The organism is Kitasatospora sp. NPDC057015, from assembly GCF_042673745.1.
Classification (GTDB): Bacteria; Actinomycetota; Actinomycetes; order Streptomycetales; family Streptomycetaceae; genus Kitasatospora.
On the sequence record NZ_JBHUSG010000043.1, the window covers coordinates 20,539 to 45,265 of the forward strand.

General features: G+C 75.2%; 25 protein-coding genes. 15 read left to right on the plus strand and 10 right to left on the minus strand.

The genetic code is table 11. From position 1 onward, the window contains the following. The first annotated feature begins 252 nt into the window (after positions 1–252). From ACFTWP_RS31130 to ACFTWP_RS31145, 4 genes are all read left to right on the plus strand, one after another. The gene (locus ACFTWP_RS31130; RefSeq protein WP_380268289.1) at positions 253–1,140 is read left to right on the plus strand and encodes a SigB/SigF/SigG family RNA polymerase sigma factor; all 888 of its coding nucleotides are present in this window, start codon (positions 253–255) and stop codon (positions 1,138–1,140) included. A gap of 297 nt (positions 1,141–1,437) precedes the next feature. Then, a complete protein-coding gene (locus tag ACFTWP_RS31135) occupies positions 1,438–1,818 on the plus strand; it encodes an STAS domain-containing protein (RefSeq protein WP_380268290.1) in 381 nt (126 codons plus the stop codon). A gap of 243 nt (positions 1,819–2,061) precedes the next feature. Then, positions 2,062–2,610 (plus strand): ATP-binding protein, encoded by a 549-nt coding sequence (locus tag ACFTWP_RS31140; protein WP_380268291.1) that lies wholly within the window; start codon positions 2,062–2,064, stop codon positions 2,608–2,610. 542 nt (positions 2,611–3,152) lie between these two features. Then, positions 3,153–4,061, plus strand: coding sequence for a PP2C family protein-serine/threonine phosphatase (locus ACFTWP_RS31145; RefSeq protein WP_380268292.1), 909 nt, complete (start codon positions 3,153–3,155; stop codon positions 4,059–4,061). A gap of 111 nt (positions 4,062–4,172) precedes the next feature. Here ACFTWP_RS31145 and ACFTWP_RS31150 read toward each other — a convergent pair whose 3' ends face one another. The 3 genes from ACFTWP_RS31150 to ACFTWP_RS31160 form a co-directional block, all read right to left on the minus strand. After that, positions 4,173–4,592: an ATP-binding protein gene (locus ACFTWP_RS31150; RefSeq protein ID WP_380268293.1), complete on the minus strand. Its 420-nt coding sequence runs from the start codon at positions 4,590–4,592 to the stop codon at positions 4,173–4,175. Positions 4,593–4,756: 164 nt separating this feature from the next. Next, positions 4,757–5,194 (minus strand): response regulator, encoded by a 438-nt coding sequence (locus ACFTWP_RS31155; RefSeq protein WP_380268295.1) that lies wholly within the window; start codon positions 5,192–5,194, stop codon positions 4,757–4,759. Next, positions 5,194–5,583, minus strand: coding sequence for a hypothetical protein (locus ACFTWP_RS31160; protein WP_380268296.1), 390 nt, complete (start codon positions 5,581–5,583; stop codon positions 5,194–5,196). The genes ACFTWP_RS31155 and ACFTWP_RS31160 overlap by 1 nt, the downstream gene beginning before the upstream one ends. A 140-nt stretch (positions 5,584–5,723) precedes the next feature. Here ACFTWP_RS31160 and ACFTWP_RS31165 point away from each other — a divergent pair, with 140 nt between their 5' ends. From ACFTWP_RS31165 to ACFTWP_RS31200, 8 genes are all read left to right on the plus strand, one after another. Continuing rightward, complete coding sequence (locus ACFTWP_RS31165) at positions 5,724–7,439, plus strand: ATP-binding protein (protein ID WP_380268297.1); 1,716 nt, start codon at positions 5,724–5,726, stop codon at positions 7,437–7,439. Positions 7,440–7,507: 68 nt separating this feature from the next. Further along, complete coding sequence (locus ACFTWP_RS31170; RefSeq protein ID WP_380268298.1) at positions 7,508–8,827, plus strand: PP2C family protein-serine/threonine phosphatase; 1,320 nt, start codon at positions 7,508–7,510, stop codon at positions 8,825–8,827. 136 nt (positions 8,828–8,963) lie between these two features. Continuing rightward, the gene (locus ACFTWP_RS31175) at positions 8,964–9,821 is read left to right on the plus strand and encodes an STAS domain-containing protein (protein ID WP_380268299.1); all 858 of its coding nucleotides are present in this window, start codon (positions 8,964–8,966) and stop codon (positions 9,819–9,821) included. Further along, complete coding sequence (locus tag ACFTWP_RS31180; RefSeq protein WP_380268300.1) at positions 9,818–10,195, plus strand: STAS domain-containing protein; 378 nt, start codon at positions 9,818–9,820, stop codon at positions 10,193–10,195. The genes ACFTWP_RS31175 and ACFTWP_RS31180 overlap by 4 nt, the downstream gene beginning before the upstream one ends. Then, positions 10,192–10,617 carry an anti-sigma regulatory factor gene (locus ACFTWP_RS31185; protein ID WP_380268301.1) on the plus strand — a complete coding sequence of 142 codons (426 nt, stop codon included), beginning with the start codon at positions 10,192–10,194 and terminating at the stop codon, positions 10,615–10,617. Before ACFTWP_RS31180 ends, ACFTWP_RS31185 begins: the two co-directional genes overlap by 4 nt. 8 nt (positions 10,618–10,625) lie before the next feature. Then, a complete protein-coding gene (locus ACFTWP_RS31190; protein ID WP_380268353.1) occupies positions 10,626–11,657 on the plus strand; it encodes an ATP-binding protein in 1,032 nt (343 codons plus the stop codon). Continuing rightward, entirely contained in the window at positions 11,654–13,528 is a 1,875-nt protein-coding gene (locus ACFTWP_RS31195) for an ATP-binding protein (RefSeq protein WP_380268302.1), read from the plus strand. Before ACFTWP_RS31190 ends, ACFTWP_RS31195 begins: the two co-directional genes overlap by 4 nt. After that, the gene (locus ACFTWP_RS31200; protein ID WP_380268303.1) at positions 13,525–15,180 is read left to right on the plus strand and encodes a SpoIIE family protein phosphatase; all 1,656 of its coding nucleotides are present in this window, start codon (positions 13,525–13,527) and stop codon (positions 15,178–15,180) included. Before ACFTWP_RS31195 ends, ACFTWP_RS31200 begins: the two co-directional genes overlap by 4 nt. 51 nt (positions 15,181–15,231) lie before the next feature. Here the strand turns inward: ACFTWP_RS31200 and ACFTWP_RS31205 are convergent, their stop codons facing one another. Both ACFTWP_RS31205 and ACFTWP_RS31210 read right to left on the minus strand, forming a co-directional pair. Next, positions 15,232–15,675: a response regulator gene (locus tag ACFTWP_RS31205; RefSeq protein WP_380268304.1), complete on the minus strand. Its 444-nt coding sequence runs from the start codon at positions 15,673–15,675 to the stop codon at positions 15,232–15,234. Between the two features lie 152 nt (positions 15,676–15,827). Next, positions 15,828–17,492, minus strand: coding sequence for a hypothetical protein (locus tag ACFTWP_RS31210; RefSeq protein WP_380268305.1), 1,665 nt, complete (start codon positions 17,490–17,492; stop codon positions 15,828–15,830). 305 nt (positions 17,493–17,797) lie between these two features. Between ACFTWP_RS31210 and ACFTWP_RS31215 the strand changes: the two genes are divergently transcribed. Continuing rightward, the gene (locus ACFTWP_RS31215; protein ID WP_380268306.1) at positions 17,798–18,097 is read left to right on the plus strand and encodes a WhiB family transcriptional regulator; all 300 of its coding nucleotides are present in this window, start codon (positions 17,798–17,800) and stop codon (positions 18,095–18,097) included. A gap of 123 nt (positions 18,098–18,220) precedes the next feature. Here the strand turns inward: ACFTWP_RS31215 and ACFTWP_RS31220 are convergent, their stop codons facing one another. From ACFTWP_RS31220 to ACFTWP_RS31230, 3 genes are all read right to left on the minus strand, one after another. Then, positions 18,221–18,862: a vitamin K epoxide reductase family protein gene (locus tag ACFTWP_RS31220; RefSeq protein WP_380268307.1), complete on the minus strand. Its 642-nt coding sequence runs from the start codon at positions 18,860–18,862 to the stop codon at positions 18,221–18,223. Continuing rightward, the gene (locus ACFTWP_RS31225) at positions 18,859–19,668 is read right to left on the minus strand and encodes a DsbA family protein (protein WP_380268308.1); all 810 of its coding nucleotides are present in this window, start codon (positions 19,666–19,668) and stop codon (positions 18,859–18,861) included. The genes ACFTWP_RS31220 and ACFTWP_RS31225 overlap by 4 nt, the downstream gene beginning before the upstream one ends. Positions 19,669–19,774: 106 nt before the next feature. Next, the gene (locus tag ACFTWP_RS31230; RefSeq protein WP_380268309.1) at positions 19,775–20,482 is read right to left on the minus strand and encodes a hypothetical protein; all 708 of its coding nucleotides are present in this window, start codon (positions 20,480–20,482) and stop codon (positions 19,775–19,777) included. Between the two features lie 137 nt (positions 20,483–20,619). On the opposite strand from ACFTWP_RS31230, the gene ACFTWP_RS31235 reads away from it, so the two are divergent. After that, positions 20,620–21,486, plus strand: a complete 867-nt coding sequence (locus tag ACFTWP_RS31235) for an Fpg/Nei family DNA glycosylase (protein WP_380268310.1) — start codon at positions 20,620–20,622, stop codon at positions 21,484–21,486. Between the two features lie 70 nt (positions 21,487–21,556). Here the strand turns inward: ACFTWP_RS31235 and ACFTWP_RS31240 are convergent, their stop codons facing one another. Beyond that, the gene (locus ACFTWP_RS31240) at positions 21,557–22,411 is read right to left on the minus strand and encodes an SAM-dependent methyltransferase (RefSeq protein WP_380268311.1); all 855 of its coding nucleotides are present in this window, start codon (positions 22,409–22,411) and stop codon (positions 21,557–21,559) included. Positions 22,412–23,096: 685 nt separating this feature from the next. On the opposite strand from ACFTWP_RS31240, the gene ACFTWP_RS31245 reads away from it, so the two are divergent. Then, positions 23,097–23,648: a polysaccharide deacetylase family protein gene (locus ACFTWP_RS31245; protein ID WP_380268312.1), complete on the plus strand. Its 552-nt coding sequence runs from the start codon at positions 23,097–23,099 to the stop codon at positions 23,646–23,648. A gap of 58 nt (positions 23,649–23,706) precedes the next feature. On the opposite strand, the gene ACFTWP_RS31250 is transcribed toward ACFTWP_RS31245, so the two are convergent. After that, positions 23,707–24,627, minus strand: a complete 921-nt coding sequence (locus ACFTWP_RS31250) for an NAD-dependent epimerase/dehydratase family protein (RefSeq protein WP_380268313.1) — start codon at positions 24,625–24,627, stop codon at positions 23,707–23,709. Positions 24,628–24,727 lie beyond the last annotated feature (100 nt).

Sequence of the window (24,727 nt, forward strand, 5' to 3'; positions counted from 1 at the left end):
GGGGCCCGCGGGCCGGGGCCCCGCCCGGGGGGGCCCCCCCGCTCGCGTCATGTCCGGCGTCGGCCGGGCTCGCCGTACTCGGCCGGGTACGGAGTGGGCTGGGGGGCAGAACTACGCAAACGTCACATAAGCCGCATACATGGTGAGTTTTGATTCTCGGTGCATGCCCCGCAGAACACGGGGTAGCCGCGGTCCAGGAGCGTTGTGCCCACCCGTGGCCCGCGTTCGACCCGAACCGGAAGAGGGATACCCATGGCAGTCCTTCAGGACACAGCACCCGTCGTCACTTCGGACCCGGCCACCGCGACGTCCGTCGAGGCCCCCGCCGGCCCCGCGCCGCGGATCGAGGACCCGGGTGCGGTCGCCCCCGCGGACGCCCGGGTGCTCTCCAAGGACCTCTTCCTCCGGTTGCGTGACCTGGAGGAGGGCACCCGTGAGTACTCCTACGTCCGCGGCACCCTGATCGAGCTGAACATGACGCTCGTGAAGTTCGCCGCCCGCCGCTTCAGCAACCGCAGCGAGCCGATGGACGACATCATCCAGGTCGGCACGATCGGCCTGATCAAGGCGATCGACCGGTTCGACCCGACGCGTGAGTTCGAGTTCGCCACCTTCGCGCTGCCCACCATCACCGGCGAGATGAAGCGGTTCTTCCGCGACACCAGCTGGATGGTGCACGTCCCCCGGGGGATGCAGGAACTGCGGCTGGCCCTGGCGAAGGGCTCCGACGAGCTGGAGCAGGTCCTCGACCGGCTGCCGACCACGGCCGAGCTGGCCGAGCACCTGTCGCTGACCGAGCGTGAGGTGATCGAGGGAATGAAGGCCGCCAACGCGTACAGCGCGCACTCCCTGGACGCCCCCTCGGAGAACGACGACTCCGGTTCGGGTTCCGGTGCCGGGCTCGGTGCCCGGTTCGCCGTGGAGGAGGCCGGCTTCGAGGCGGTGCTGCACCTGGAGACCCTCAAGCCGCTGATCGCGGCCCTGCCCGAGCGCGACCGCGCGATCCTCTCGATGCGCTTCGGCGCCGAGATGACCCAGGGCCAGATCGGCCAGGAGCTCGGCCTCTCGCAGATGCACATCTCCCGGCTGCTGGCCCGCATCCTCGGCAACCTGCGGACCGCGCTGCTGGCCGAGGGCTAGGAAGGGCACCCGTCCGGTCCGGGGCCCGTGGGCTCGGTGACCGGACGGTACGGGGGCCGGTGACGCCAGCGGCACCGGCGGAACGTGTGGAACGAGTCGAACGAGTGGAATCGACGGGTTCGGTGGAACCCGTGGTACCGCCCCGGACCGGGGCCGGGCCGGTCTCAGGCCGTACCGGCACCCGGTCCGCGGGCTGCCCGGTGCCGGAGGTGTGCAGCACGTGCCCCGGCGCCGCGCGATTGTATGGTCAGGCGGGAGAGTCGGTGCGTTGCCGACGACGAGGAACTGAGGGTGGACATGAACGATCCGGCGAACTCCGCCGCGACTGCGGCCCCCGGCGGGCCGGGAGCAGAGGTCCGGCGCACCGACGCCGGCGCGCTGGTCTGCTCGCTGGCGGGTGAACTGGACCTGGACGGTGTCCTCGCCGTCGGGCCGACCCTGGAGGAGGCGGTCCGTGCGGGCGCGCCCCTGATGGTCGTCGACCTCTCACGGGTCGGATTCTGCGACTCCTCCGGCCTCAACCTGCTGCTGCGCACCCGTACCGACGCGGACAGCGCCGGTACGGCACTGCGGCTGGCGGCCGCGCCCGACCAGCTGCTGCGCCTGCTGGAGATCACCGGCGCGGACCGGGTGTTCGCACTCGACCCCACGCTTGAGCTCGCGCTCGCGGCCCGTTGAGCGGGCCCGGGGCGCGTACGGCGGCCCTGGCCGTCCTCGGGGCGCCACCGAGGCCCGCGGCAGCCGACCGGGCGCCCGGGCAGACCTGCCCGAGTGGGACGCCTGGTGTTCTCCGGGCCGCAGCGGGCAGGCGTGACGGAGTACGGATCGGGCGGCGAGCCGCCGTACCGGCGCACTCCGCCGGATGCCGGGCCCGTGACCTCCCGATCCACCGACAGCGCCGAACCGCGGGGTGAGAACGTAGTGACATCCATCGACCCAGGGGCCGGCGGGCCGCAACGGGCGGGCCTGCCGAAGGCCGGCCAGCGCCGCCGCCTCGCCCTGGCAGCCGTTCCGGGCCCGGTCGGCCGCGGCCGGCACTTCGCCCGGCAGGCCCTGGAGGACTGGGGGTGGGCCGAGGCCGACACCCTGACCGACGACATCCTGCTGATCGTCTCCGAACTGCTCGCCAACGCGTGCATCCACGGCGGCGGGCCCCGCGAGCTCGTCCTGACCGCCTCCCAGGAGGGGCTGCGGGTCGAGGTGCTGGACCACGAGCGGGAGCTGCCGGTGCCGCGCCCGCCGCACCTCACCACCGCTCCCGGCGGGCACGGCCTGCACATCGTGGAGCGGCTCTCCGAGCGCTGGGGCGCCGACGTCCACCCGGACGGCAAGAGCGTCTGGGCCGAACTCGACGGGGCCCGCCTGCGCAGCCGCGAGCCCGCGGGCGCCGCCGGCGCGGACCCCGCCCGGGCGACCGTGCCCGGCCTCACCGGCCGGGGGGTCGACCGGGGCTCCATGCCCGCGGTCTGAGCCTCCGGAGCCGTGGGTCGGGTGCCGGGTGCCGGGTGTCGGGTGCCGGCACCCGGGGCTGCCGTGCCCTGCGCGGGCGCGGCGGAGTTCGGCGGGCCGAACCGGGATGCATGCGGAGGGCGGAGCCGGGCAGGCGGGATGGTGCGGCGGGGCGGTGTCGTCCCAGGTCCGGGACCGGCGGGTCCGGGACGGTCGGGAGTCAGGACCGGTACCGCCCCGCCGTCCCCGTACCCGTTCGCCCGCCGCCCGCCGCCGTCCGCGCGGCTGAGCCGCAGTCCCCACCGTCCGTCCCCGCGGCGCACCCCCGTCGGTGCGTCCCGTCGATCGCCGAGGTCCGATGATCCACCCTTACTCCGTGCTCCCCGGCTCCCCGGCCGGGCACCGCCCGAGCGCCCGGGGCGCGGATCCGCGCCGCTCGCCGCTTCGCTCCCGCCCGCGAGGTCGCCGTGACTAGCGCGCGGGAGCTGCCCGGGGAGCGCCCGGGAATGTCCGGGCGCCCGGTACCCCCTGCCGCACGAGTCGAGGCCGTACGAGCCGAGGCCGTGCCCGGTGTGCCGCGCCCCGGCGGGCGGGCGGCCGCGCGGGAGCGTGAGCTGCTCGCGGCCGTGGAGGAGTCCCGGGCCCGCTGCCGGGAGTTGCGGCGCCGCAACGCGCACCTGCGGGCGGAGAACCGCGACATGACGGCGCGCTACGCGGTGCTGTCGGCCGAGTTGGAGGAGACCAACCGGGGCGTGGTGGCGCTGTTCAGCGAGGAGCACCAGTTCGCCCTCAGCCTCCAGCGCACGTTCCTGCCGGCGGGCCTCCCCGAGTGGCCGGGGGTGGATCTGGCGGTGCGCTACCTCCCCGCGGCGGCGGAGAACGAGATCGGCGGGGACTTCTACGAGGCCGTCGCCACCCCCGACGGGCTGCTGATGGCGGTCGGCGACGTGGCCGGCCACAACCTCCAGGCGGCCATGGTGATGGGCGAGTTGCGGCACGCGCTGCGGGCCTACGCGAACGAGGGGCATCCGGCCGACGTGCTGTTGGAGCGGCTGGACGCCCTGCTCGGACGGCACCGGCCGGGGTGGACCGCGACGGTCTGCGTGGCCCTGCTGGAGTCCGCCACGGGCCTGCTGCACCTGGCCAACGCGGGCCACCTCCCGCCGTTGCTGCTCGGCGCGGACGGCCGGGCCCGCTACGTCCACGACCACGGTCCGCTGCTGGGGCTCGGCCTGCCCCAGCCGCCCGCGACCCGGCACGAGGTCGGCCCCGGCGACCGGCTGGTGATGGTCACTGACGGGTTGGTGGAGACCCGCGGGGTGGGCCTCGACGACTCGCTGGAGGAGTTCCGCCGGGCGGCCGCCGCCGGACCGCAGGACCCGGAGGCGCTCTGCGACCTCCTGTTGGAGGGCTTCGGGACCCACCAGGAGGACGACACCGTGGTCTTCGCCGCCCGGCTGACCGGCGGGTGACCCGGCTGGACCCGCCTGGATCGGGCCCCTGGACCTGCCCGTACCCGCCCGGACCCTTCCGCGGGTCGGGGCGGGCGGCCGGGAGCGGTCCGACGGAGCCGGGGGCGGGATTCAGTCGAGGGGCAGGTGGGCCCGGACGCGCTTGCCGCCCGCGTGCCGCTCGATGTCGTAGCGGCGGCACACCGCGAGGACGATCTCCAGGCCGTGCTGGCCGATCCGCGCCGGGTCCGGGGAGCGCGGCGCGGGGAGGCGGGCCTCGGTGTCCCAGACGGTCACCCGGATGTCGTCGACGGTGAGCTCCAGGTCGAGCAGGCAGGGGCCGGGCGCGTACTTGACCGCGTTGGTCACCAGCTCGCTGACGACCAGCCGCACCAGGCCGGCGAGCGCCGCGGTCACCGGGACCCCGTACCTCGTCTGGGCCTCGGCGAGGAAGCCGTCGGCGAAGGCGCGGGCCGCCGCCGCGGTGCCCGGCGCGCCGTCGTAGGTGGCGCCGGCCCGGAAGGCGAGGTCCGCCCCGGCATGCTCCGACACTGTTCCGAGTTCCGACACCGGCCACCGTCCCCGTTCGTCGCCCGGTGCACTCGCCGCCGGGCCTGCGCCATCGCCTACCCCGGATCGGCGAGGTCATTCCCCGGCCCTGCCCGGAGCGGCTCCGCCCGCTTTGTCCCCGCCCCTCCGGACCCGGGCCCTCGCGGTCAGGGCCGGTTGAGGACGGCGGCCGTCTCCAGGTAGAAGTTGTCGATGCTCTGGACGGCGCGGGTGAAGTCGTCGAGGTTGACGGGCTTGGTGACGTAGGCGTTGGCGTGCCGGTGGTAGGCGCCGCTGACGTCCTCGGGCGCGGCCGAGGTGGTGAGGACGACGATGGGGATCAGCTTGAGCTGCTCGTCGGCCTTGAGGACCTCCAGCAGTTCGCGGCCGTTCATCCGCGGCATGTTGAGGTCGAGGATGATCAGGTCGGGCAGCCGGGTGACGGACTCCCGGAGGTAGTCGAGGGCGGCGACGCCGTCCTCCGCCTTGACGATGGTGCGGGCCGTGCCCTGCTCGAACAGGGCCTCCTCGATCAGCATGGCGTCGGCGAGGTCGTCCTCGACGAGCAGGACGCTGTACGAGCGGGCTTGCGTGAGGGCGGCCATCAGGTGCTCCGGTTCTCGGGGGTGTGACGTGCGGCGGGGTTCGGGGGCACCAGTCCGGGCCAGCGCTGGCGGGCCGCCTGGCGGCTGATGGCGCAGGCCTGCCCGAGCTGCGGGTAGCCGGCCCCCGCGTCGGCGGCCTCGCGGGCCGCCTGGTCGGCGAGTCGCTCGGCGGCCTTCCGCAGGTGCATCAGGGCGTGCAGCCGGGTCAGCGCGTCGTGCTGCGGGTCGGTCTCCCAGGGCTCGCCGGGCTGTGGGCCGCCCGGGCTGTCGGCGGGCAGGGGCCGGAACGCCCGCGCGGCGAGGCGGCCGGCGAGTTCCCCGAGCGTCGCGTCCGCGAGGGCCGCGAGCTGGTCCTCGCCCATCAGGGTGGCGAAGCGGTCGGCTGGCATGTCAGCCACCATAGGTGACCGCCCGTCGGGCGACAACCAAAGTTGTCGGGCGGCGTGTAGGGTATGGCTGCCGCGAGCGACCTGCCGCAGGCGCGCTCGGACGAGGCGCACCCGCCGGTGGGTGCAGGATGAAGGACCCCATGGCCAGCCAGACCCCGGCGGGACCCCGCCCCGCCGCGACGGCGGCGCCGCACCGGCCGGGACCGGCCGTCGCGGCCGGAGCCGGCTGGAGCACCCGGCGGTGGCTGCGCGTCGGGGTGAGCGCCGCCATGGCGACACTCGTCCTCCTCGGGGCCCTGGGCATGTGGGTGTTCGCCCACTCCTCGGCGGTCAACAACCGGCTGGTCGACGTCAGCTCGCCGGCCCTGATCGCGGCCGTCCGGCTGGAGTCCGGCCTGGTCAACCAGGAGACCGGCGTCCGCGGCTACGGCCTCACCGGGCAGTCGGACTTCCTCGCCCCCTACCAGCAGGGCCTGGCCCAGCAGCGCGAGGCCGTCACCACCCTGCGGAAGCTGGCCACCGGCGACCGGGCCCGCGCCGACCTCGACCTCGTGCTGGAGCGCGCCGAGGCCTGGCAGGCCGAGGTCGCCCGCCCGGTCGCGGCGGCGCCCCCGGGCGCCGCCGTGCCCACCGCGGGCGAGCGGACCGCCGCCGGCAAGGCCTCCTTCGACGCGCTGCGCGCCGCGATGGCGAGCCAGCAGGAGCACCTGCAGGCCGAGCGGGCCGACGGCCGGGCGGCGCTGCAGTCCGTCCGCTCCCTGCGCAACGTCGTGTTCAGCGCCATCGCGGTGATCATCCTGGCGCTCGCCGTGCTGGTCTTCGAGGGGCTGCGCCGTGGCGTCACCCGGCCGCTGGAGCACCTGGCGGCCGACGCCGGGCGGGTGGCGAACGGCGACTTCAGCCACCCGATCACTCCGACCGGCCCCTCCGACCTGCGGGAACTCGCCTCGGTGGTGGAGGCGATGCGCCGCCGGCTGGCCCACGAGCTGGTCGCCAAGGAGGAGGCCCGGGAGGTGCTCGACGCCCAGGCGGCCGATCTGCGGCGCTCCAACGCCGAACTGGAGCAGTTCGCCTACGTGGCCTCGCACGACCTCCAGGAGCCGCTGCGCAAGGTGGCCAGCTTCTGCCAGCTGCTCCAGCGCCGCTACGGCGGCCAGCTCGACGCCCGGGCCGACCAGTACATCGATTTCGCGGTCGACGGCGCCAACCGGATGCAGACCCTGATCAACGACCTGCTCGCGTTCTCCCGGGTCGGCCGGCTGCACGCCAGCTACACCCCGGTCGACCTGGAGCAGGTCTTCACCCGGACCACCGACTCGCTCAGCATCGCCATCGAGGACAGCGGCGCCCTGATCACCCACGACCCGCTGCCCCGCATCAACGGCGACGCCACCCAGCTCGGCATGCTGCTGCAGAACCTGCTCAGCAACGCCGTGAAGTTCCGCAGCCCCGACCGGCCGCCGCTCATCCACCTGGAGGCGGTGCGCGACGGCGACCTGTGGCGCTGCGCGGTCACCGACAACGGGATCGGCATCGACGGCGACTTCGTGGACAAGGTCTTCGTCATCTTCCAGCGCCTGCACACCCGTGACGCCTACCCGGGCAACGGCATCGGCCTGGCCATGTGCAAGAAGATCGTCGAGTTCCACGGCGGCACCATCGCCGTCGACCTCACCCACACCCCGGGCACCCGCCTGACCTTCACCCTGCCGGCCGCGGCGCCGGCGCAGCAGCCGGACACCGCGCCCGAGGCGCAGGCCACCGCCGCGCCCGCGTCGCCGGACGCCCCCGCGGTGGACGGGAGCCCCGCCGAGGCCGGCGCCGCGGTGGCCCGGACGGAAGCGGGACGCTCGTGATCCCGGGGCAGCACAACAGGCCCGTTCCGCCGGCCACCGCTCATTCCGCCACCGCTCATTCCGCCACCGTGCCGGCGACCACCGTGCCGTCCGCCGCCGCTCTCCCCACCGGCGCGGAACCGGCCGGGCTGCGCGTGCTGCTGCTGGAGGACGACGCGGGCGACGCCCTGCTCGTCGAGGAACTGCTCGCCGACACCGACCTCGACCACACCCTGCGCTGGACGCCGACCCTCGCCCAGGCCGTCGCCGAGCTCCGGCGGGAGCCCGCGGACTGCGTCCTGGTCGACCTCCACCTGCCGGACGGCTCCGGCGTGGGCCTGGTCGCGGCCGTCCAGCAGGCCTGCCCCCGGGCGGCCGTGATCGTCCTCACCGGCCTGGCGGACTCCGGCGCGGGCGGTGCGCAGGCCGTCGCGGTCGGTGCCCAGGACTACCTGGTCAAGGGCCAGGTCGACGAGCACCTGCTGCAGCGCGCCCTGCGCTACGCCGTCAACCGCAAGCAGGCCGAACAGGCCGGCGCCGAGCTGCGCGAGGACCGGATCCGGGCCCTGGAGAACGCCCGGCTGGAACGCGGACTGCTGCCGACACCGCTGCTGCGCGGCACCACGGCCACCGCCACCACCCGCTACCTCCCCGGGCGCGAGCGGGCCCTGCTGGGCGGTGACTTCCTCGACGTGGTGGAGACGCCCGACGGCGCCGTGCACGCCGTCATCGGCGACGTCAGCGGCCACGGCCCCGACGAGGCGGCGCTCGGCGTCTGCCTGCGGATCGGCTGGCGGGCCCTGGTGCTGGCCGGCCACCGCGGGGTCGAACTGCTCGACCTGCTGGAACAGATCCTGGTCGCCGAGCGCAACCGCTCCGACATGTTCGCCACCTGCTCCCTGGTGACCCTCGCGCCCGACCGGTCCACCGCGACCCTGCACCTGGCCGGCCACCACGAGCCGCTGCTCACCGTCCCCGGCGAGGCGGACGACGGCCGCCCGCCGCGTACGCAGGAGGTGGCCGCGGCCCACGGCATCGCGCTCGGCATCGCACCGGGGCTGCGGCACTGGCCCGTCACCGGGCTGAAGCTGCCGCCGGCCGGCGCGCTGCTCCTGTACACCGACGGGCTGACCGAGGGCCACTGCGGCCCCGGTGCCGACCGGCTCGGCGCCGAGGGCCTGCTGGAGCTGATCGCGGCCGCGCCGCCCTCGGAGACCCCGGTCTTCCTGGACCACCTGGTCGACACCGTCCGCAGGCTCAACTCGGGACGGCACGCGGACGACCTCGCCATCCTGCACCTGGCGTGGACCGCCGGGGCGGAGCGCGCGGAGCCCGTCCGGCGCAGCGGCCCCGACCCGGTCGTACCCCGGGCCGCGGTCCGGTCCGGTCGTGGTGATCCGGGGGAGTAGAGGCCCCGGGAGCGGGGCAGGCGAGGAGGGTCCTTCGTGGTCTGGACCTTTTCGCCCGTAGCATGGCGCGGACCGGTCGCCGGCCGCGAAACGCGGGTCCGGACAGCCGGACATCGTTTTGACGAGGGAGTTTTCGGTGGCAGAACGTCAGGAATCCGAGCGACTGGTGAAGCAGCTCTCGCAGCAGGGCGACGCCTTCGTCGGCCGGTGGATCGAGAGTGTGTCCCACACGCTGCGCGGGCGACTGAGTGTCACGGAGCTGGACCGGGAGTTGCGCGAGCTCTACGCCGCGCTCGTCGAGGGCCTGCGGACCGGCGGGCTTGACTGGCGCGGCGAGGCCTTCTCGGAGGTGCGGGCCCTGCTCACCGAGCTGTCCCGGAACCGCGCCCGGCAGGGGTTCACCCCGACCGAGACCGCCACCGCCGTCTTCGCCCTGAAGGACCTGCTGGTCCCCGACGTGGACAGTTCGCAGGACGACATCGCCGCCTATCTGGCGATGAACCGGCTGGTCGACGCGCTGGGACTGTTCACCGTCGAGACCTACTCCCGGACCAGGGAGGAGATCATCGGCGCCCAGGCCGAGCAGCTCCTGGAGCTCTCCACCCCGGTGGTCAAGCTCTGGGACGGCGTGGTGGCCGTGCCGCTCGTCGGCACGCTCGACTCGGCCCGCACCCAGGTGGTGATGGAGAAGCTGCTGCAGACGCTGGTGGACACCGGCTCCGAGCAGGCGATCATCGACATCACCGGAGTCCCGGCGGTCGACACCGAGGTCGCCCAGCACCTGCTGAAGACCGTCGTCGCGGCCCGGCTGATGGGCGCCGAGTGCACGATCTCCGGTATCCGCCCGCAGATCGCGCAGACCATCGTCGCCCTCGGCATCCAGTTCGGCGACATCGTCACCAAGGCCACCCTGGCCGACGCGCTCAAGCACGCCCTGCGACAGATCGGCACCTCTCCGCAGGACGCCGCCGCCACCCTGCGGGGTGCGCGATGAGCGAGCGGGTGCCGGTGCTGCGGATCGGCGACGTCCTGCTGGTGTCCATCCAGACGGACCTGGAGGACCAGTCCGTCCTGGACCTCCAGGAGGACCTGGCGGCCCGGATCGTGGAGACCGGTGCGCACGGAGTGGTGATCGACATCACCGCGCTGGAGATCGTCGACTCCTTCGTCGGCCGGATGCTCGCCACCACCGCCGCGATCTCCCGGATCCTGGACGCCGAGACCGTCCTGGTCGGCATGCGGCCCGCGGTGGCCATCACCCTGGTCGAGCTGGGCCTGTCGCTGGGCGGCGTCCGCACGGCACTCAGCCTCGAACGCGGCCTGGCGTTGCTGGGCCGCACCGGCGGCGTCGGCGCGGGGCGGGCGTGACCGCGGGCGACGCGGGACCGGAGGGCGAGCAGCAGACCCTGCCGATCGCCTCCAACGACGACGTGGTGCGGGCCCGCCAGCTCGTCCGCACCCTGGCCCAGCAGTGCCGGCTCTCGCTCGTCGACCAGACCAAGCTGGTCACCGCGGCCAGCGAGCTGGCCCGCAACACGCTCGTCCACGGCCGCGGCGGCTCGATGCGGGTCGGGCTCGTCGACAAGGGCGGCCGCCGGGGCGTCAGCGCGGTGTTCCAGGACTCCGGGCCGGGCATCCCCGACCTGGAGCTGGCCCTGACCGACGGCTGGACCTCAGCCGGCGGCATGGGGCTCGGCCTCAGCGGGGCGCGGCGGCTGACCGACGAGTTCACCATCGACACGGAGGTCGGCCGCGGCACCGTCGTGACCGTCGTCAAGTGGACCAGGTGAGCCCCCCGATGCCGCCGGAGGCCCAGGACGTCGCGTGGTTCCGGGACTCCGAGTCCCTGCCCACCGCGGCCCGCGGCGCCGCCACGGCGCTGGCCCGCCGCGCCGGGCTGGGCGACCAGCGGGCCCACGAGGTGGGCCTGGCCGTGACGGAGGCCGCCACCAACCTCCGCCGGCACGCCGTCGACGGCTCCCTGCTGCTGCGGATCCTGCGGACCGAGCGCCACGCCGCGGTGGAGTTCGTCACCCTGGACAGCGGCCCCGGCATGCCCGACGTGCCGTACGCGATGACCGACGGCACGTCCTCGGCCGGCACCCTGGGCATCGGGCTGGGAGCCATCGCCCGGCTCGCCGACACCTTCGACGTGCACTCCCTCCCCGGGACGGGCACCGTGCTGGCCGCCCGCTTCTGGGGCCGCGGCGCCGCGCCCAGTACTCCGGAGGGGGCCACCCTCGTCGGCGGCCTGACCCGCCCGATCAGCGGCGAGGAGTCCTGCGGGGACGCCTGGGCGGCCCGCCCGGTCGACCCCGCCGACCCGTGGGGCGCGGTGCTCGTGATGTTCTTCGACGGACTGGGCCACGGTCCGCTCGCCGCCGTCGCCGCCGAGCAGGCCGTGGCCGTCTTCCAGGCCTCGGCGGCCGACCGGCCCGCCGAGATCCTGACCGGGCTCCACCGCGCGCTCAACGGCACCCGGGGCGGGGCGGCCGCGGTGGCCCGGATCGAGCCGGCCGCCGGGCGGGTGCTGTTCTGCGGCGTCGGCAACGTCAGCGGGTTCGCCGTCGACCAGGAGCGGCGGCACGCCCTGCTGTCGTCCCCCGGCATCGTCGGCCACCAGTTGCCCACCCTGCGCACCCACGAGCAGGCCCTGCCCCGGGGCGGCGCCGTCGTCCTGCACTCCGACGGGCTCACCGAGCGCTGGCAGCCCTCCGCGATGCCCGGGCTGCTGCGCCACATCCCGCTGGTCACGGCCGGCATCCTGCTGCGGGCCGCGGGAGTGCGCCGCGACGACGCCGGGGTCGTCGTGGTCAAGGGGAGCTGGTGACCACCCCGCCGGGCCTGCCGCTGCTGACCACCACGGTCGGCACCGAACAGGACATCTTCGCGCTGCGCCGCAGCGGGCGCACCGTCGCCCAGGCCCTCGGTCTGGACAACCAGGCCCAGGTGCGGCTGGCCACCGCGCTCAGCGAGCTCGGCCGCGACCTGCTCGGCGCCCGCGGGCTCGGCGCCTCCTTCACCCTGGCCGTGCGCACGGTACCGACCCTGGTCGTCACGCTCCGCTGGGAGGACGGGCGACGCCGGCCGGGCGAGGAGACCCTCGAAGCGGTCGGGCGGCTGCTGCCCGGCGGGATCGCGCCGTCGGAGCCGCCCGGTCGCCTGGTGATCGAGCAGCCGCTGCCCGCCGGCTCGCCGCCCCCGGTCGTGCTGGCCGAGCGGACCGAGCAGGTGCTGAGCGCCCAGCCGGCCGCCAACCCGATGGAGGAGCTCCGGGCGCAGAACCGGGACCTGATCGCGGCCCTGGAGGACTCCCGGGCCCAGCGCGAGGAGTTGCAGCGCCTCAACGAGGAGCTGGAGGCGACCAACCAGGGCGTGGTCGCGCTGTACTCGGAACTGTCCCAGGAGTTGGAGGACACCAACCGGGGCGTGGTGGCGCTCTACGCCGAACTCGACGACAAGTCGCGCCGGTTGCGGGCGGCGAGCGACGCGAAGACCCGGTTCTGGGCCAACGTCAGCCACGAACTGCGCAGCCCCGCCACCTCGGTGATCGGGCTGGCCAGGCTCCTGCTGGACACCGACGCGGACGAGGGCCGGCCGGCCGAGGAGCGACGCCACCAGCTGGCCCTGATCGGCGCCTCCGGGAGCACGCTGCTGGCGCTGGTGGACGAACTCCTCGACGTGGCCAAGGCCGAGTCCGGCCGGCTGGAGCCGCACTGGGCCCCGGTCGACCTGCGGATCCTGCTGGGACAGCTCCGCGGCACCATGCGCGGTCTCGTCCAGGGGCCCGGCGTGACCCTGGTGATCCCCGATCCCCACCGGCCGCCGGACCTGGTCAGTGACGACGTGATGCTGACCCGGATCCTGCGCAACCTCCTCTCCAACTCCCTGAAGTTCACCGAGCGGGGCGAGGTGCGGCTGGAGGTCGGCGCCGACCGGGCCGCGGACGGCACCGAGCGGGTCGTGCTGACCGTCACCGACACCGGTGTCGGCATCCCGGCGGAGGAGCAGGACCGGATCTTCGAGGAGTTCTACCAGGTCCGCGGGCCCCACCAGCGGGGGCACTCCGGTACCGGGCTGGGGCTGCCCTACGCCCGGCGGGTGTCCGAACTGCTCGGCGGCGGCCTCACCCTGGTGAGCGCGCCGGGCGCGGGCACCACGGTGACGCTGCGACTGCCGACCGCGCCGGCCGCCGACCGGCACGCGCCCGGCCGGCCCGCGGTCGGCGCCCGACTGGCCGTCCTGGTGACCGTCGACGACGATCCCGCCTTCCGGGCCGGTGTGCGCCCGCTGCTCGGCGAGATCGCCGAGCGCGTGGTCGAAGTCCCCCGCAGCGCGGACGCCCTGGCCGCCGTCCGGCGGGAGCGTCCCGACGCGCTGCTGCTCGACCTCTACATGCCCGACCTCGACGGTTACCAGCTGCTCGCGGAACTCGCCGCCGACCCCGAACTGCGGGACATCCCCGCCGTGCTCCTCACCTCGGCCCGGAGCGCGGACCTGGACCACGAACGCCTGGTCCACGCGCACGCGGTGGTCGAGAAGGCCGGACTCACCGCGGGGCGGCTGGCCCGCGCGCTGGCACCGCGCGACCCGGCCCGGAGCACGGCCGGGCCCGAGCCCGCCGCCCCGGCGGACCCGGTTCCCGGGCTACCGCCCGCCGCCACCCCGCCGCCCCCGACCGAACCGGGAACCGATCGATGACCGAGCAGTCGAACCCCGACAGTGCGGCCGCCAGTGTCCTGGTGGTCGACGACGACGACACCAGCCGCTACATCCTGGCGAGCTGGCTGCGGCGGGACGGCCACCGGGTGTCCGAGGCGGCGGACGGCGCCCAGGGCCTGGCACTGCTCGCCGCGGCGAGCGGCGCCGACCGGCCCGAGCTGGCCGTCGTCGACGTCAACCTGCCGGACATGAGCGGCTTCCAGGTCTGCGAGCGGATCAAGGCCGACCCGCTCACCGCCCACCTGCCGGTCATCCACGTCTCGGCCACCGCGATCGAGGTGAGAGACCGCGCGCAGGGCCTCTACCGCGGCGCCGACGCGTACCTCACCGAGCCGATCGCCCCCACCGAGTTCCTGGCCACCGTGACCGCCGCCCTGCGCTACGCCCGGGCCCGGCGCCGGGCCGAGCACCTGGCGGAGCGCATCGCCGTCCTCAACCGGGTCACCCTCGACGTGTACGGCGCGCACGACGCGTCGTCCCTCGCGGCCCTGACGGCCGCCGGCGCGGCCACCCTGATGTCCGCCCCCGCCGCCGTCCTGGTGCTCGACGCCGACGGCCGGGAGGCGCGGGCCGCGACCGCGGGGCCCGGTGCCGGGCCCCGCGCCTTCGGCGGGGCGGCCGCCCAGCTCGGCACCCTGCCCGAGGCCGCCGCCCTCCCGCAGGACGCCGGGACGACGACCTCCTTGCTGACCGCCGCCCACTGGGCCCGGCTCACCTCCTGCGAGGTCTTCGCGGGTGAGGGCGAGGTCGCCGTGATCATGGCGCGGACCTCCCCGGAGCGTCCGCCGGCGGTGCTGGCGGTGCCCGCCCGGGTGCTCGCGGACGGCGACGACCGCGACCTGTCCACCCAGCTCGCCCGGACCTGCGCCGTGGCCGTGGAGGCCCGGCGCGGCCTGCGCGAGGCGCAGGACCGCGCGCTCGCCCTGCAGCGCGTCCTGCTGCCGGGGCAGTTGCCGTCGGTGCCCGGAGTGCAGCTGACGGTCCGCCGTGTCCCGGTCGGCTCCGGAGCCGGGGCCGGGATCGGCGGCGACTTCCACGAGGCGATCGACACCCCGGCCGGGCTGCTGCTGGCCGTCGGCGACGTCGTCGGGAACCCGCCGGACGCGGTCGTCGTCATGGGCGCACTGCGGCACGCGCTGCGCGCCTACGCCATCGAGGGCCACGGGCCGCAGGCCCTCCTGGAGCGTCTGGACGCCTTCCTGACCCGCTTCCACCCCGGCTTCACCGCGACCGGGTGCCTCGCCCTGGTCGAGCCCGGCCGCCGCGCCGTCCGGATCGCCGACGCGGGGCACCTGCCGCCGATCCTGTGCGACCCCGACGGGACGGCCCGCCGGCTCGTCGCTCGGGGTACGGCCCTCGGGCTCGGCGCGGCCCACGGGCCGGCGGCGGTCCACCCGACGCCCGCCGGGACCACGCTGCTGCTCCTCACCGGCGGGTCGGTCGCCGATGGGTCGGTCGCCGACGGGTCGGGGGACGTTCCGGGCGAGCGGTTCGGTGACGCCCCCGACGCCCCGGGCCGGGAGGTCGCGAGCGGTCCTGACGGCCTGGAGCAGCTCGGCGACCGCCTGCTCGAACGGTTCGGGCGGGGCCGGCCCGACGGCGTCGCCCTGCTCGCCGCCCGCCTGGACTGACGCGCGGCGCCCGCGTGCCGTTCCCCCCGGTGCGCCGGGCCGGGCGGCGGATCAGTGGCCCTCGTGCGGCGGCAGTGCCACCGTGTCGAGGTAGAACGCGTCGATGCTCTGGGCGGCCCGGGTGAACTCGTCGAGGTTGACGGGCTTCGTCACGTAGGCGTTCGCGTGGTGCCGGTAGGAGCTGCTGATGTCCTCCGGGGCGGCGGAGGTGGTGAGCACCACGACGGGGATGTGCTGCAGGTGCTGATCCGTCTTCAGGACGTGCAGCAGCTCACGGCCGTTCAGGCGCGGCATGTTGAGGTCGAGGATGATCAGGTCGGGCAGCCGGCGCAGGTCGTCGCGCAGGTACTCCAGCGCCGCCACGCCGTCCTCGGCGCGGGTGATCGTCCGAGTGGTGCCCCGCTCGAACAGGGCCTCCTCGATCAGCATCGCGTCGGCGGCGTCGTCCTCCACGAGCAGGACGCTGAGCGGACGGGCCGGCAGGGGGACGGTCATCGGGGGCTCCGCTCGGTCGAGGGTCGAGGGTCGAGGGTCGGTGGGCGTCGGCGGAGGAGGACACGCCGGCGACGGGACATGCGCCCACCCTACTGGTCGGTTCCGGTGGTCGGGTCCGGCCCGGCGACAGCCGGTCGAGCAGTGCCCCGTGCTCAGCCGGCCGAGAACCCGCACACCAGGATCCGCCCGTCCACCGTGCCGACGAGCAGCCGCCCGGCTCCCGCCAGCGCGAGGGAGAGCGGGACGGTCGGAGCGCCGTCGACCGTCAGGCGGGTCCGCCAGTGCGGCGTGCCGTCCGCCGCGTCGAGGGCGACGACCTCGCCGGAGGTGAGGGCGGCGAAGACGGTCGCGCCGTCGGTGTCCAGCGCGGTGACGGTGTGGTCGGCGGTGAACACCCACTGCGCTGCGCCGTCCGGGAAGCCGCGCCGGACCACGAACGCGTACCCGGGCCGTCGGCCGTGGGGGTGGTGCAGCTCACCGGCGTGCACCAGGGCGCCCGCCGGGCCCGCGCCCGCGGTGAGCCGAACGGCCGGACCGCCGGTGAGGTGACCGCCGCGGTCGGTGTCCCATCCGAGGGGGAACAGCCGGCGGACCTCCGGCTCACCGCCGTCCGCCGCCGGTACGACGGACACCACCCACTTGTCCTTCCAGTACTTCTTCTTCCTGCCCTGGAGGAAGAGCAGTTCCGGGCTGTGCCGGACCGGGAAGTACTGGTTGGAGGAGTCGTAGCCCCCGACGACCGCGGCGGCGGGCTCCCGGTCGCCGGGGGTGAGCAGCAGGACCGGGGACTTCGGCCTGTCGTGGCGCGTGTCCCGGAGCGCGATGCGGCCGTCGAGGTCGGCCGTGAGGAAGGCGGGGAAGGGCACCTCGGCGGTGTCCAGGGTGCTGCCGTCGGCGAGCGAGAGCCGCTCGACGGTACTGGGGCGATCCTCCCAGGCCGAGCCTTTCCAGCGGGGTGGGCGGGACACGTTCACCCAGGCGGACTCCTCGCCGGGGCAGAGGTACAGCTGATGGCCGCCGTCGGGGTCGGGCACCGACCACTCGGCCTCCCCCGAGGGCAGCCGGCTCTCCAGCTTCACGCCCTCCAGAGCGGCCAGCACCCGGCCGTCGGCCGTCGCCTCCACCGCCCAGACCTGGCGCCGCGGGGACCAGCGCCGGCCCCGGGCGGCGCAGAGTGCGGCGAGCTCCGCCCGGGCCGCCTCCTGCGTGGGGTTCCGCTCCGCACCGTCGGGGTCGTGGCCGGCCCTGGCCCGTGGCCCGCCGAGCTCGCGGTACGTGACGCTCCCGGGGGCGACCCGGCTCCAGTCCTCGCGTTCGAGGACGGCGGCGAAGCCGTGGGTGAACGGATCCTCCGTCGCGTCCTCGTCGGGCGGGGCCACGACCAGTTCGAGGGCGCGGCCGTCGGCCCGCCAGTGCACCCGGCGTACTTCGCGACGGTGGTCGAGCGCGGAGACCACGCTCCCGTCCGTCAGGTCGACGAGCAGCAGTTCACCCTCGAACTGGTAGCCGCCGTCGTAGGCGCCGGTGCCGACGGCCAGCAGCGGCAGGCTCGGGTGGAAGTCGACCGAGTTCACCGGCCAGCGGGTGACGACGACCTGTCGACAGTCCAGCTCCGGCAGTCCGTAGACGCCGACCCGATGGCCGTCCCAGCCGCCGACCTGGCGGCCGGACCAGAAGAGGTCCCCGAGGTGGCCGCCGACGGCGATCTCTCCCCTCGCCTCGCAGCGCACGGTCACCAGCGGCTCGCCGACCTCGGCGAAGGGGACGCCGCCGAGAACGCGGTGGACGGACAGCGGCTCGGGCATCGGCGCTCGCATCGGCTCGGGTGTCGGACGGCCTCCGGACGGATCACCGGCATCCTCGCACGCCGGCTCCGCCCGTCCGGCGGCCGGAGGGGTGCGGACGGGCCCCGGCGTGCGGGGAGCGTGCGCGAACGGTGCGGACCGCGCGCAGGTCGCCCGCCGGCGGAGTGCCGGCGCCGGCCGGGGGTAGCCGCGCACCGGTGGCCCGCGCCGGCGTTCCACGCCGGCTCGACCATGCCCCGCGCGGTCGTGGGTCCGGGTCGCCTCCGCCTCGCCGGCCGCCTCCGGGCGGGCGGCGCACTTCCCGAGGGAGCGTCCGGATGACCAACCTCTCGCGCCTGCCCGGCGCCTTCGACCACCACTGGGACTGGCAGCTGCACGCGGCCTGCCGGGGGCTCGACAGCAGCGTGTTCTTCCACCCGCCCGGCGAGCGCGGCGGCGCCCACGACGCGCGGGAGGAGGCGGCCCGGCGGATCTGCGTGGGCTGCCCCGTCCGGGAGTCGTGCCTGCGGCACGCGCTGGCCGTCCGCGAGCCGTACGGCGTGTGGGGCGGTCTGACCGAGGACGAACGCCACGCCCTGCTGCGCCGGAGCGGCCGGGCCAGCCGGTCGGCCGCCTGACGCCGCACTCCTCGGCGGAGCCGGCCGGTCCGGGGCGCACGGCCGACGGCCGGCCCGGCCCCGAGGAGTCGGGGCGGGCCGGCCGCCGGCCGCGGACCGCCGCCGGGCGGTGGCGGCGCCGGGTCAGATCAGGGTCCGCCAGTAGTACCAGAACCGGTTCAGGATCAGCAGCACGATCACCGCGTACCAGAGCACCGGCACCAGCCAGTGGTAGCGCGCCGCCTCCCGGACGGCCGGGCGCAGCCGCGCGGACACCGGGATCACGCCGTTCCTGAGGTTCTGCAGGGTGGTGTACCAGAACAGCGGGATCACCGCGGCCCAGACCAGCATGCAGTAGGGGCAGAGCGCCCCGATCCGGTACAGCGTCTGGGTCATCAGCCAGGTCGCGAAACCGACCCCGAAGACCGTGCCGGCCTGCAGGCCGAGCCAGAACCACCGCCGGTAGCGGGCTCCGGCGAGCAGTCCGGCGCCGACGGTGATCACCACGGCGAAGCCGGCCAGGCCGATCAGCGAGTTGGGGAAGCCGAACGCCTCCGCCTGGTCGCTGCCCATCACCGAGCCGCAGCTGATGATCGGATTGATGTTGCAGTTCGGGACGTACGACGGGTCCTGGAGCAGGCGGATCTTGTCGATGGTCAGGACGACCGAGGCGGTCAGGCCGAGCGCGCCGGTGACGACCAGCAGCCAGGCGAAGGCCCTGCCGGCACCGATCGGCCCGCTGCCCGCACGGGTGGCGTCGCCGGTCGCCGGGCCGGCGGCGGTCATCCGATCGCCTGCTTCACCAGGGCGGTGTACTGGTCCGGGGTGACCGCGGCGCCGTTGCTGAAGACCTCCAGCTTCTTGCCGTCCAGCTTCACCGTCGGGGTGCCGGTGACACCGCTCTTGTCGAAGGCCTTGGACACCTCGGAGGCCCAGGGGGCGTAGGTGCCGTCCTGGACGGCCTTGACGAAGGCGTCGGTCTTCAGGCCCGGCACCTTGCCGGCCAGGTCCAGCAGGTGGTCGGTGTCGGCGAAGGCGTCGTCCCGCTCGTCCGGCTGGTTGGCGTAGAGCACGTCGTGGAACTGCTTGAACTTGTCGACGCCCTCGTTGAGCGCCGCGCCGGCGGCGGCGAGCGCGGTGCGCGAGCCCTTGCCGCCGAGGCCCTTGTCGAGGAAGGTCGCCAGGTGGTACTCGATCTTGTACGTGCCGCTGTCCGCGAGCGCCTGCATGGTCGGCCCGTCGGTGGTCTCCAGCTGCTCGCAGTAGGGGCAGCGGAAGTCCTCGTAGACCTCCAGCGTGTGCGCGGCGTCCGCCTTGCCGTACGTCACCACGGTGCCGTCGGCGCTGGTGGCGTTCGCCGGTACGACCAGCGGGCCGGCCTGCGCGCCGCCGTCGGAGCCGCCCACGGCGAAGGCGACGCCCGCCGCCAGCGCCAGGACGGCCGCCGAGGCGGCCCCGACGATCGTGCGCCGGCGGATCTTCGCGGACCGCTCGGCGCGCTGCCGCTCCTGGCGCAGCCGCTCGGTGGCGGCCCGGCCGCCGGGCTTGGGGGTGCCGTTGCGGCCGTTGTCCTTGGTGCTGTTCTTGCTCATGGGGAGGTTCGTCCTGTGCTCGTTCGGAGGTCGGCTGGCGCGCGGGCGGCCCGCGGGGGTGCGGGCGGGCCGGGCGCGGCGGGGCGACCGCTGAGCGCGAGGGGTCTCAGCAGGCCGGTGCGAACACCGGCGGGCCGCGACGGACGGCCGGGCCGAGCAGCACGTCGACGGCGGGTACGTACGCCCGGCTCGCCGGCGGGAAGGGCACCCGCGCCACCGGACGGGCCGGCACCGGCGCGGCGAGCAGCCGCAGCAGGCGGCCGGCGGTGGCCGTCGCCCGGTGCTGCAGGAAGTCGCGCAGGGTGCGCAGCGACTCGGCGAGGCCGGTGAGCGCCGCGTCCGCGCGCCGCAGCCAGAACGCCGCGATCAGGGCGATCAGGGTGTGCACCAGCAGGAGCAGCAGCCCGCCGACGGCCGTCGGGACGCCGGCGCCGGGCCCGCCGGTGCCCAGCGGGCCTCCCTGGCCGGTGCTCCCGACCAGGAAGGCGCCGACCGAACCGCCGCGGCAGACCAGTGGCTCGAAGACGTGCGGCCCGGCGCCGCCGGCCCCGGGGCGGCAGGTCGCCTGCGCGAGGTCGAAGAGGACGGACAGGGTGAGCTGGAGCGGCAGGAAGACGCCCGCGATCGCGGCGAACCCGCGGATCCGGCCGCCCAGGGCCAGGGCCACCGCGAACACCGCCCCGCCCGCCAGGGCGAGGACGGTGACCGGCAGCGGCCGGCCGGTGACCAGCACCTGGCCGAGCGCGGCGAGCAGCACGACCAGCGCGGCGAATACCGCCGCGCGGAGCGTCCTGGTGGCCGGCCTGCTGTCCATTTGTCCGAGTCTGCCACAGGGTGGGATGCGAACCACCGGCCCTGTGAAGATCCTCACGGCGCTGCCGCCACCCCGCCCGGCCGGGGCTCCCGGGCCGGCGGGCTGCGCGGGCGGGGCGGCTGCGGGAGACTTTCCCCATGCCGGAGCTGCCGGAAGTCGAGGCCCTGAGCGCGTTCCTGGGCGAGCACCTGGCCGGCCGTACGGTCGGCAGGATCCACCCGGTCGCGGTGAGCGCGCTCAAGACGTACGCGCCGCCGCTGTCCGAACTGGAGGGCCGCACCGTCGACGCGGTGACCCGGCACGGCAAGTTCCTGGACGTCACGGCCGGCGACCTGCACCTGGTCGTGCACCTGGCGCGGGCCGGCTGGCTGCGCTGGCGGGAGAACCTGCCGCCCGAGCCGCCGCACCCCGGCAAGGGGCCGCTGGCCCTGCGGCTCCACCTCGCCGATCCGGCCTCCACCGGGTTCGACCTCACCGAGGCGGGCACCCAGAAGCGCCTGGCGGTGTACTGCGTGCACGATCCCGCCGAGGTGCCCGGGATCGCCCGGCTCGGCCCGGACCCGCTGGACCCGTCCTTCACCCGGGAGGTCCTCGCCGGACTGCTGAGCGGTGAGCGGCGCCGGCTGAAGGGCGTCCTGCGCGACCAGGGGGTGATCGCCGGGGTGGGCAACGCCTACTCGGACGAGGTGCTGCACGCGGCCCGGATGTCGCCGTACAAGCTGGCGGCGAGCCTCTCGGAGGAGGAGGTGACCGTGCTGTACGAGGCGCTCGGCGGCACCCTGCGGGAGGCGGTGGAGCGCTCGCGGGGGCTGGCCGCCGGCCGGCTGAAGGCGGAGAAGAAGAGCGGTCTGCGGGTGCACGGGCGGGCCGGGCAGTCGTGCCCGGTCTGCGGCGACACGATCCGGGAGGTGTCGTTCAGCGACTCGGCACTGCAGTACTGCCCCACCTGTCAGACCGGCGGCAAGCCGCTCGCGGACCGCAGGATGTCGAAGCTGCTGAAGTAGCCGGCGGGCCCGGCGGCCGGTGCGCCGGGCCCGGGTGGCCGGCGGGCCCGGCGCGCCGGCCGCGGGGTGGCTACTTCTTCCGGGCCACGCCCGACCAGTAGTAGGCGCTCTCCGGTTCGGCGGCGGGTTCGCCGTCGGGGAGCCAGGCCAGGACGGGCGCGACGCCGGGCTCCAGCAGCTCCCAGCCGTCGAAGAAGCGCGCCACCTGCTCGCGGGTCCGCGGGACGAGGGTCATCCCGCCCTGCCGGGCGGACTCCTCGACCCGGCGGACGGCCTCGGGGTCGAAGTCCTGGGTGGGGTGGGTCAGGGCGATGCAGCTGCCGGAGGGGAGGGCGTCGCGCAGGGCGGCGACCTTGCCCCACGGGTCGTCCTCGTCGGCGATCAGCATCAGCACGGCGATCAGCAGCAGGCCGACCGGCTGCTCCAGGTCCAGCGTCGAGGTCAGCGCCGGATCGGCGAGCAGTTCCTCGGCCCGGCCCAGGTCGGCGTGGATGTAGCTGGTGCGTCCGGACGGGTCGCCGACCATCAGCGCGCGGGCGTGTGCCAGGACGATCGGGTCGTTGTCGACGTAGACGACCCGGGCCTCCGGGACGATCGCCTGGGCGATGTCGTGCGTGTTGGGGGAGGTGGGGATGCCCGTGCCGAGGTCGAGGAACTGGCGGATGCCGTGCTCCCGCACCAGGTGGCGCACCGCGCGGCCCTGGAAGGCGCGGTTCTCCTTGGCCATGGTCCGGATGCCGGGGATGGCCTGCTCGATGGCTTCGCCCATGGCCCGGTCGGGGGCGAAGTTGGTCTTCCCGCCCAGCCAGTAGTCGTAGATCCGCGCGGAGTGCGGCTTGCTGGTGTCGACGCCGTAGCGCTCCCAGTCGCTCACCTCGCCGCGGTCGCCGTCGTCCGCCTGCGCCAAAGCCTGACTTGTCGTCATCACTACATCCTCTGAGGGCAGATCATCACACTGCGGGTCAGGGTAGCGGTCTTGGCTGGACCCGGGGGTTGATTGAGCCGTCCGGGTGGTGAATTGCCCGCCGTGATCCGCATGGCGGGAGGGAGGGGCGGCGACTGGGCAGAGATTCGGAATGTTGTCCGATCGTCAGATTTACACGCGAAGAGTGCTGTTGGCTGCGGCCGGTGCGGCCCTGTTGTCGGTGAGCGGGTGCGGTCGCCCGCCGTCCGACCAGGGCGACAGCACCGCGTGGCCCGATTCCGGGGCCTTCGGCGCGGGTCTGGACACCGGCGCCGTTCCGGCCGGCGCCGCCGGCGGGCCGCTGGGAGCGGCTCCGGATCCGGTACCGAACCGCGCGTCCGCCCCCGACGCCGTGTCAGCACCGGCGTCCGGGCCGGCGTCCGCGTCCGGACCGGCGTCCGCGTCCGGGTCCGGCCCGGGGGCCGGGTCCAGCCCCTCCCGTGGTTCGGGGGCGAGCCCGCATCCGGGCCAGAGTGCGAGTGCGGGTGCGGGTGCGACCGCGGGTGCGGGTGGGAGTGCGAGCGCGACCGCGGGTCCGAGTGCGAGTAGCGGTCCCTCGCCGACCGCGCCCGCCCCGGCCCCGGCGCGGCGGGCGCTGGACCAGGCGCAGAACCGGCCGGTCAGCGAGTTGTCGCCGGACCGACGCGTGGTCGCGATCACCGTGGACGACGGGCCCGACCCCCGGTACACCCCGGCGGTGCTGGCGCTGCTGCGGCAGTACCGGATCAGGGCCACCTTCTTCGTGATCGGGCAGAACGCCGCCGCGTACCCCTCGCTGATCCGGGCCATCGCCGAGGACGGCCACCACCTGGCGAACCACACCTGGTCCCACCCCGAGCTCCGGCGGCTGTCCGAGGCCAAGGTGCGCTCCGAACTCCAGCGCACCTCGGACCTGCTGGAGCAGGCCACCGGCCGGCCCACCACCTGGTTCCGGGCGCCGGGCGGGGACTGGTCCCCGGTTGCGTTGAAGGTCTGCTCGGAGCTGGGGCTGCGTCCGATGAGCTGGTCGGTCGACCCGGTGGACTGGGCGCGCCCCGGCACGTCGGCCATCACCTCGCGGGTGCTGGGCGGGGTGCGCCCAGGCGCGATCGTCCTCAACCACGACGGCGGGGGAGACCGGTCGCAGACCGTGGCGGCCCTGCGGGCCTACCTGCCGGCGCTGATCGACAAGGGGTACGCCTTCACCGCGCCGTCCTGACCGGGCCCCGGCCCGGCCCTGACCCTGGCCCGGGTCCGGGGGCCGGCCGGCGACGGTGTCAGCGGGAGGCGGCCGCGATCGCGCCGAGGAGTTCCGCCCACGGCGTCGGCTCCAGGCCGAAGGTCTCCCGGGCGGCCGTGGAGTCCATCACGAACGGGGCCCGCAGCTGGTACGCGGTCTCCTTGAGGGCCCGCACGGTCGGGTTGAACAGGCCGACCGCGGTGAGCACGGCGTCGGGCAGGCGGTTGACCTCGACCGGCGGCAGGCCGGCGGCCCGGCAGAAGTCGGCGACCACCTCGCGCTGGGTCCGGGGCTCGTTGGTCGGCACGTGCCACGGCCGGCCCCAGGCGCGCTCGTCGCCCCCGACGGTCACCAGCAGCCGGGCGGTGTCCTCGGTGTACGTCCAGCTGTGGGTGGTGTCGGGATCGCGCATCACCTGCACGGCCCGGCCGGCCAGGGCCCGGTCGAAGACCCGGGCGTCGATGGCGCTCAGGGCGCCGGGGCCGAGGTAGTCGGAGCTGCGCACCTCGGTGGTGCGGATCCGGCCCGCCTCGTGCAGGGCGTGGGCGTCCTGCCACATCCGGGCCCGGATCCGGCCCTTCACGGAGTTCGGGTTCAGCGGGGTCTGCTCGGTCATCGGGCCGGTGACCGCGCCGTAGCCGTAGAGGTTGCCGACCGAGGCCAGCACGGCGCCCGAACGCTCCGCGGCGACCAGCAGGGCGGCGGCCAGCGGCGGCCAGTCGGTGGCCCAGCGGTGGTAGGCGGGGCCGGCGCAGTTGTAGAGCACGGCCGCGCCGGCCGCCGCCTCGGTGAGCGCGGTCGCGTCGGAGGCGTCCAGCCGTATCCGCCGGACCCCGGGCAGCGGGACCGTACCCGCGCCGGAGCGGGTCGCCACCGTGACCTCCTCGCCGCGGGCGGCCAGCAGGCGGGCGGCGGCGGTGCCGACAGGGCCGGCGCCGACGATCAGGTGCTTGCTCACGGATGACTCCTCGGTTGGTGGTGACCGGCCCGACGGCCGGTGGGTGACGGCTGTCGGGTGACCGCCGGCGGCTTCGGCGAGAACACTGTTCTCGCTCGAT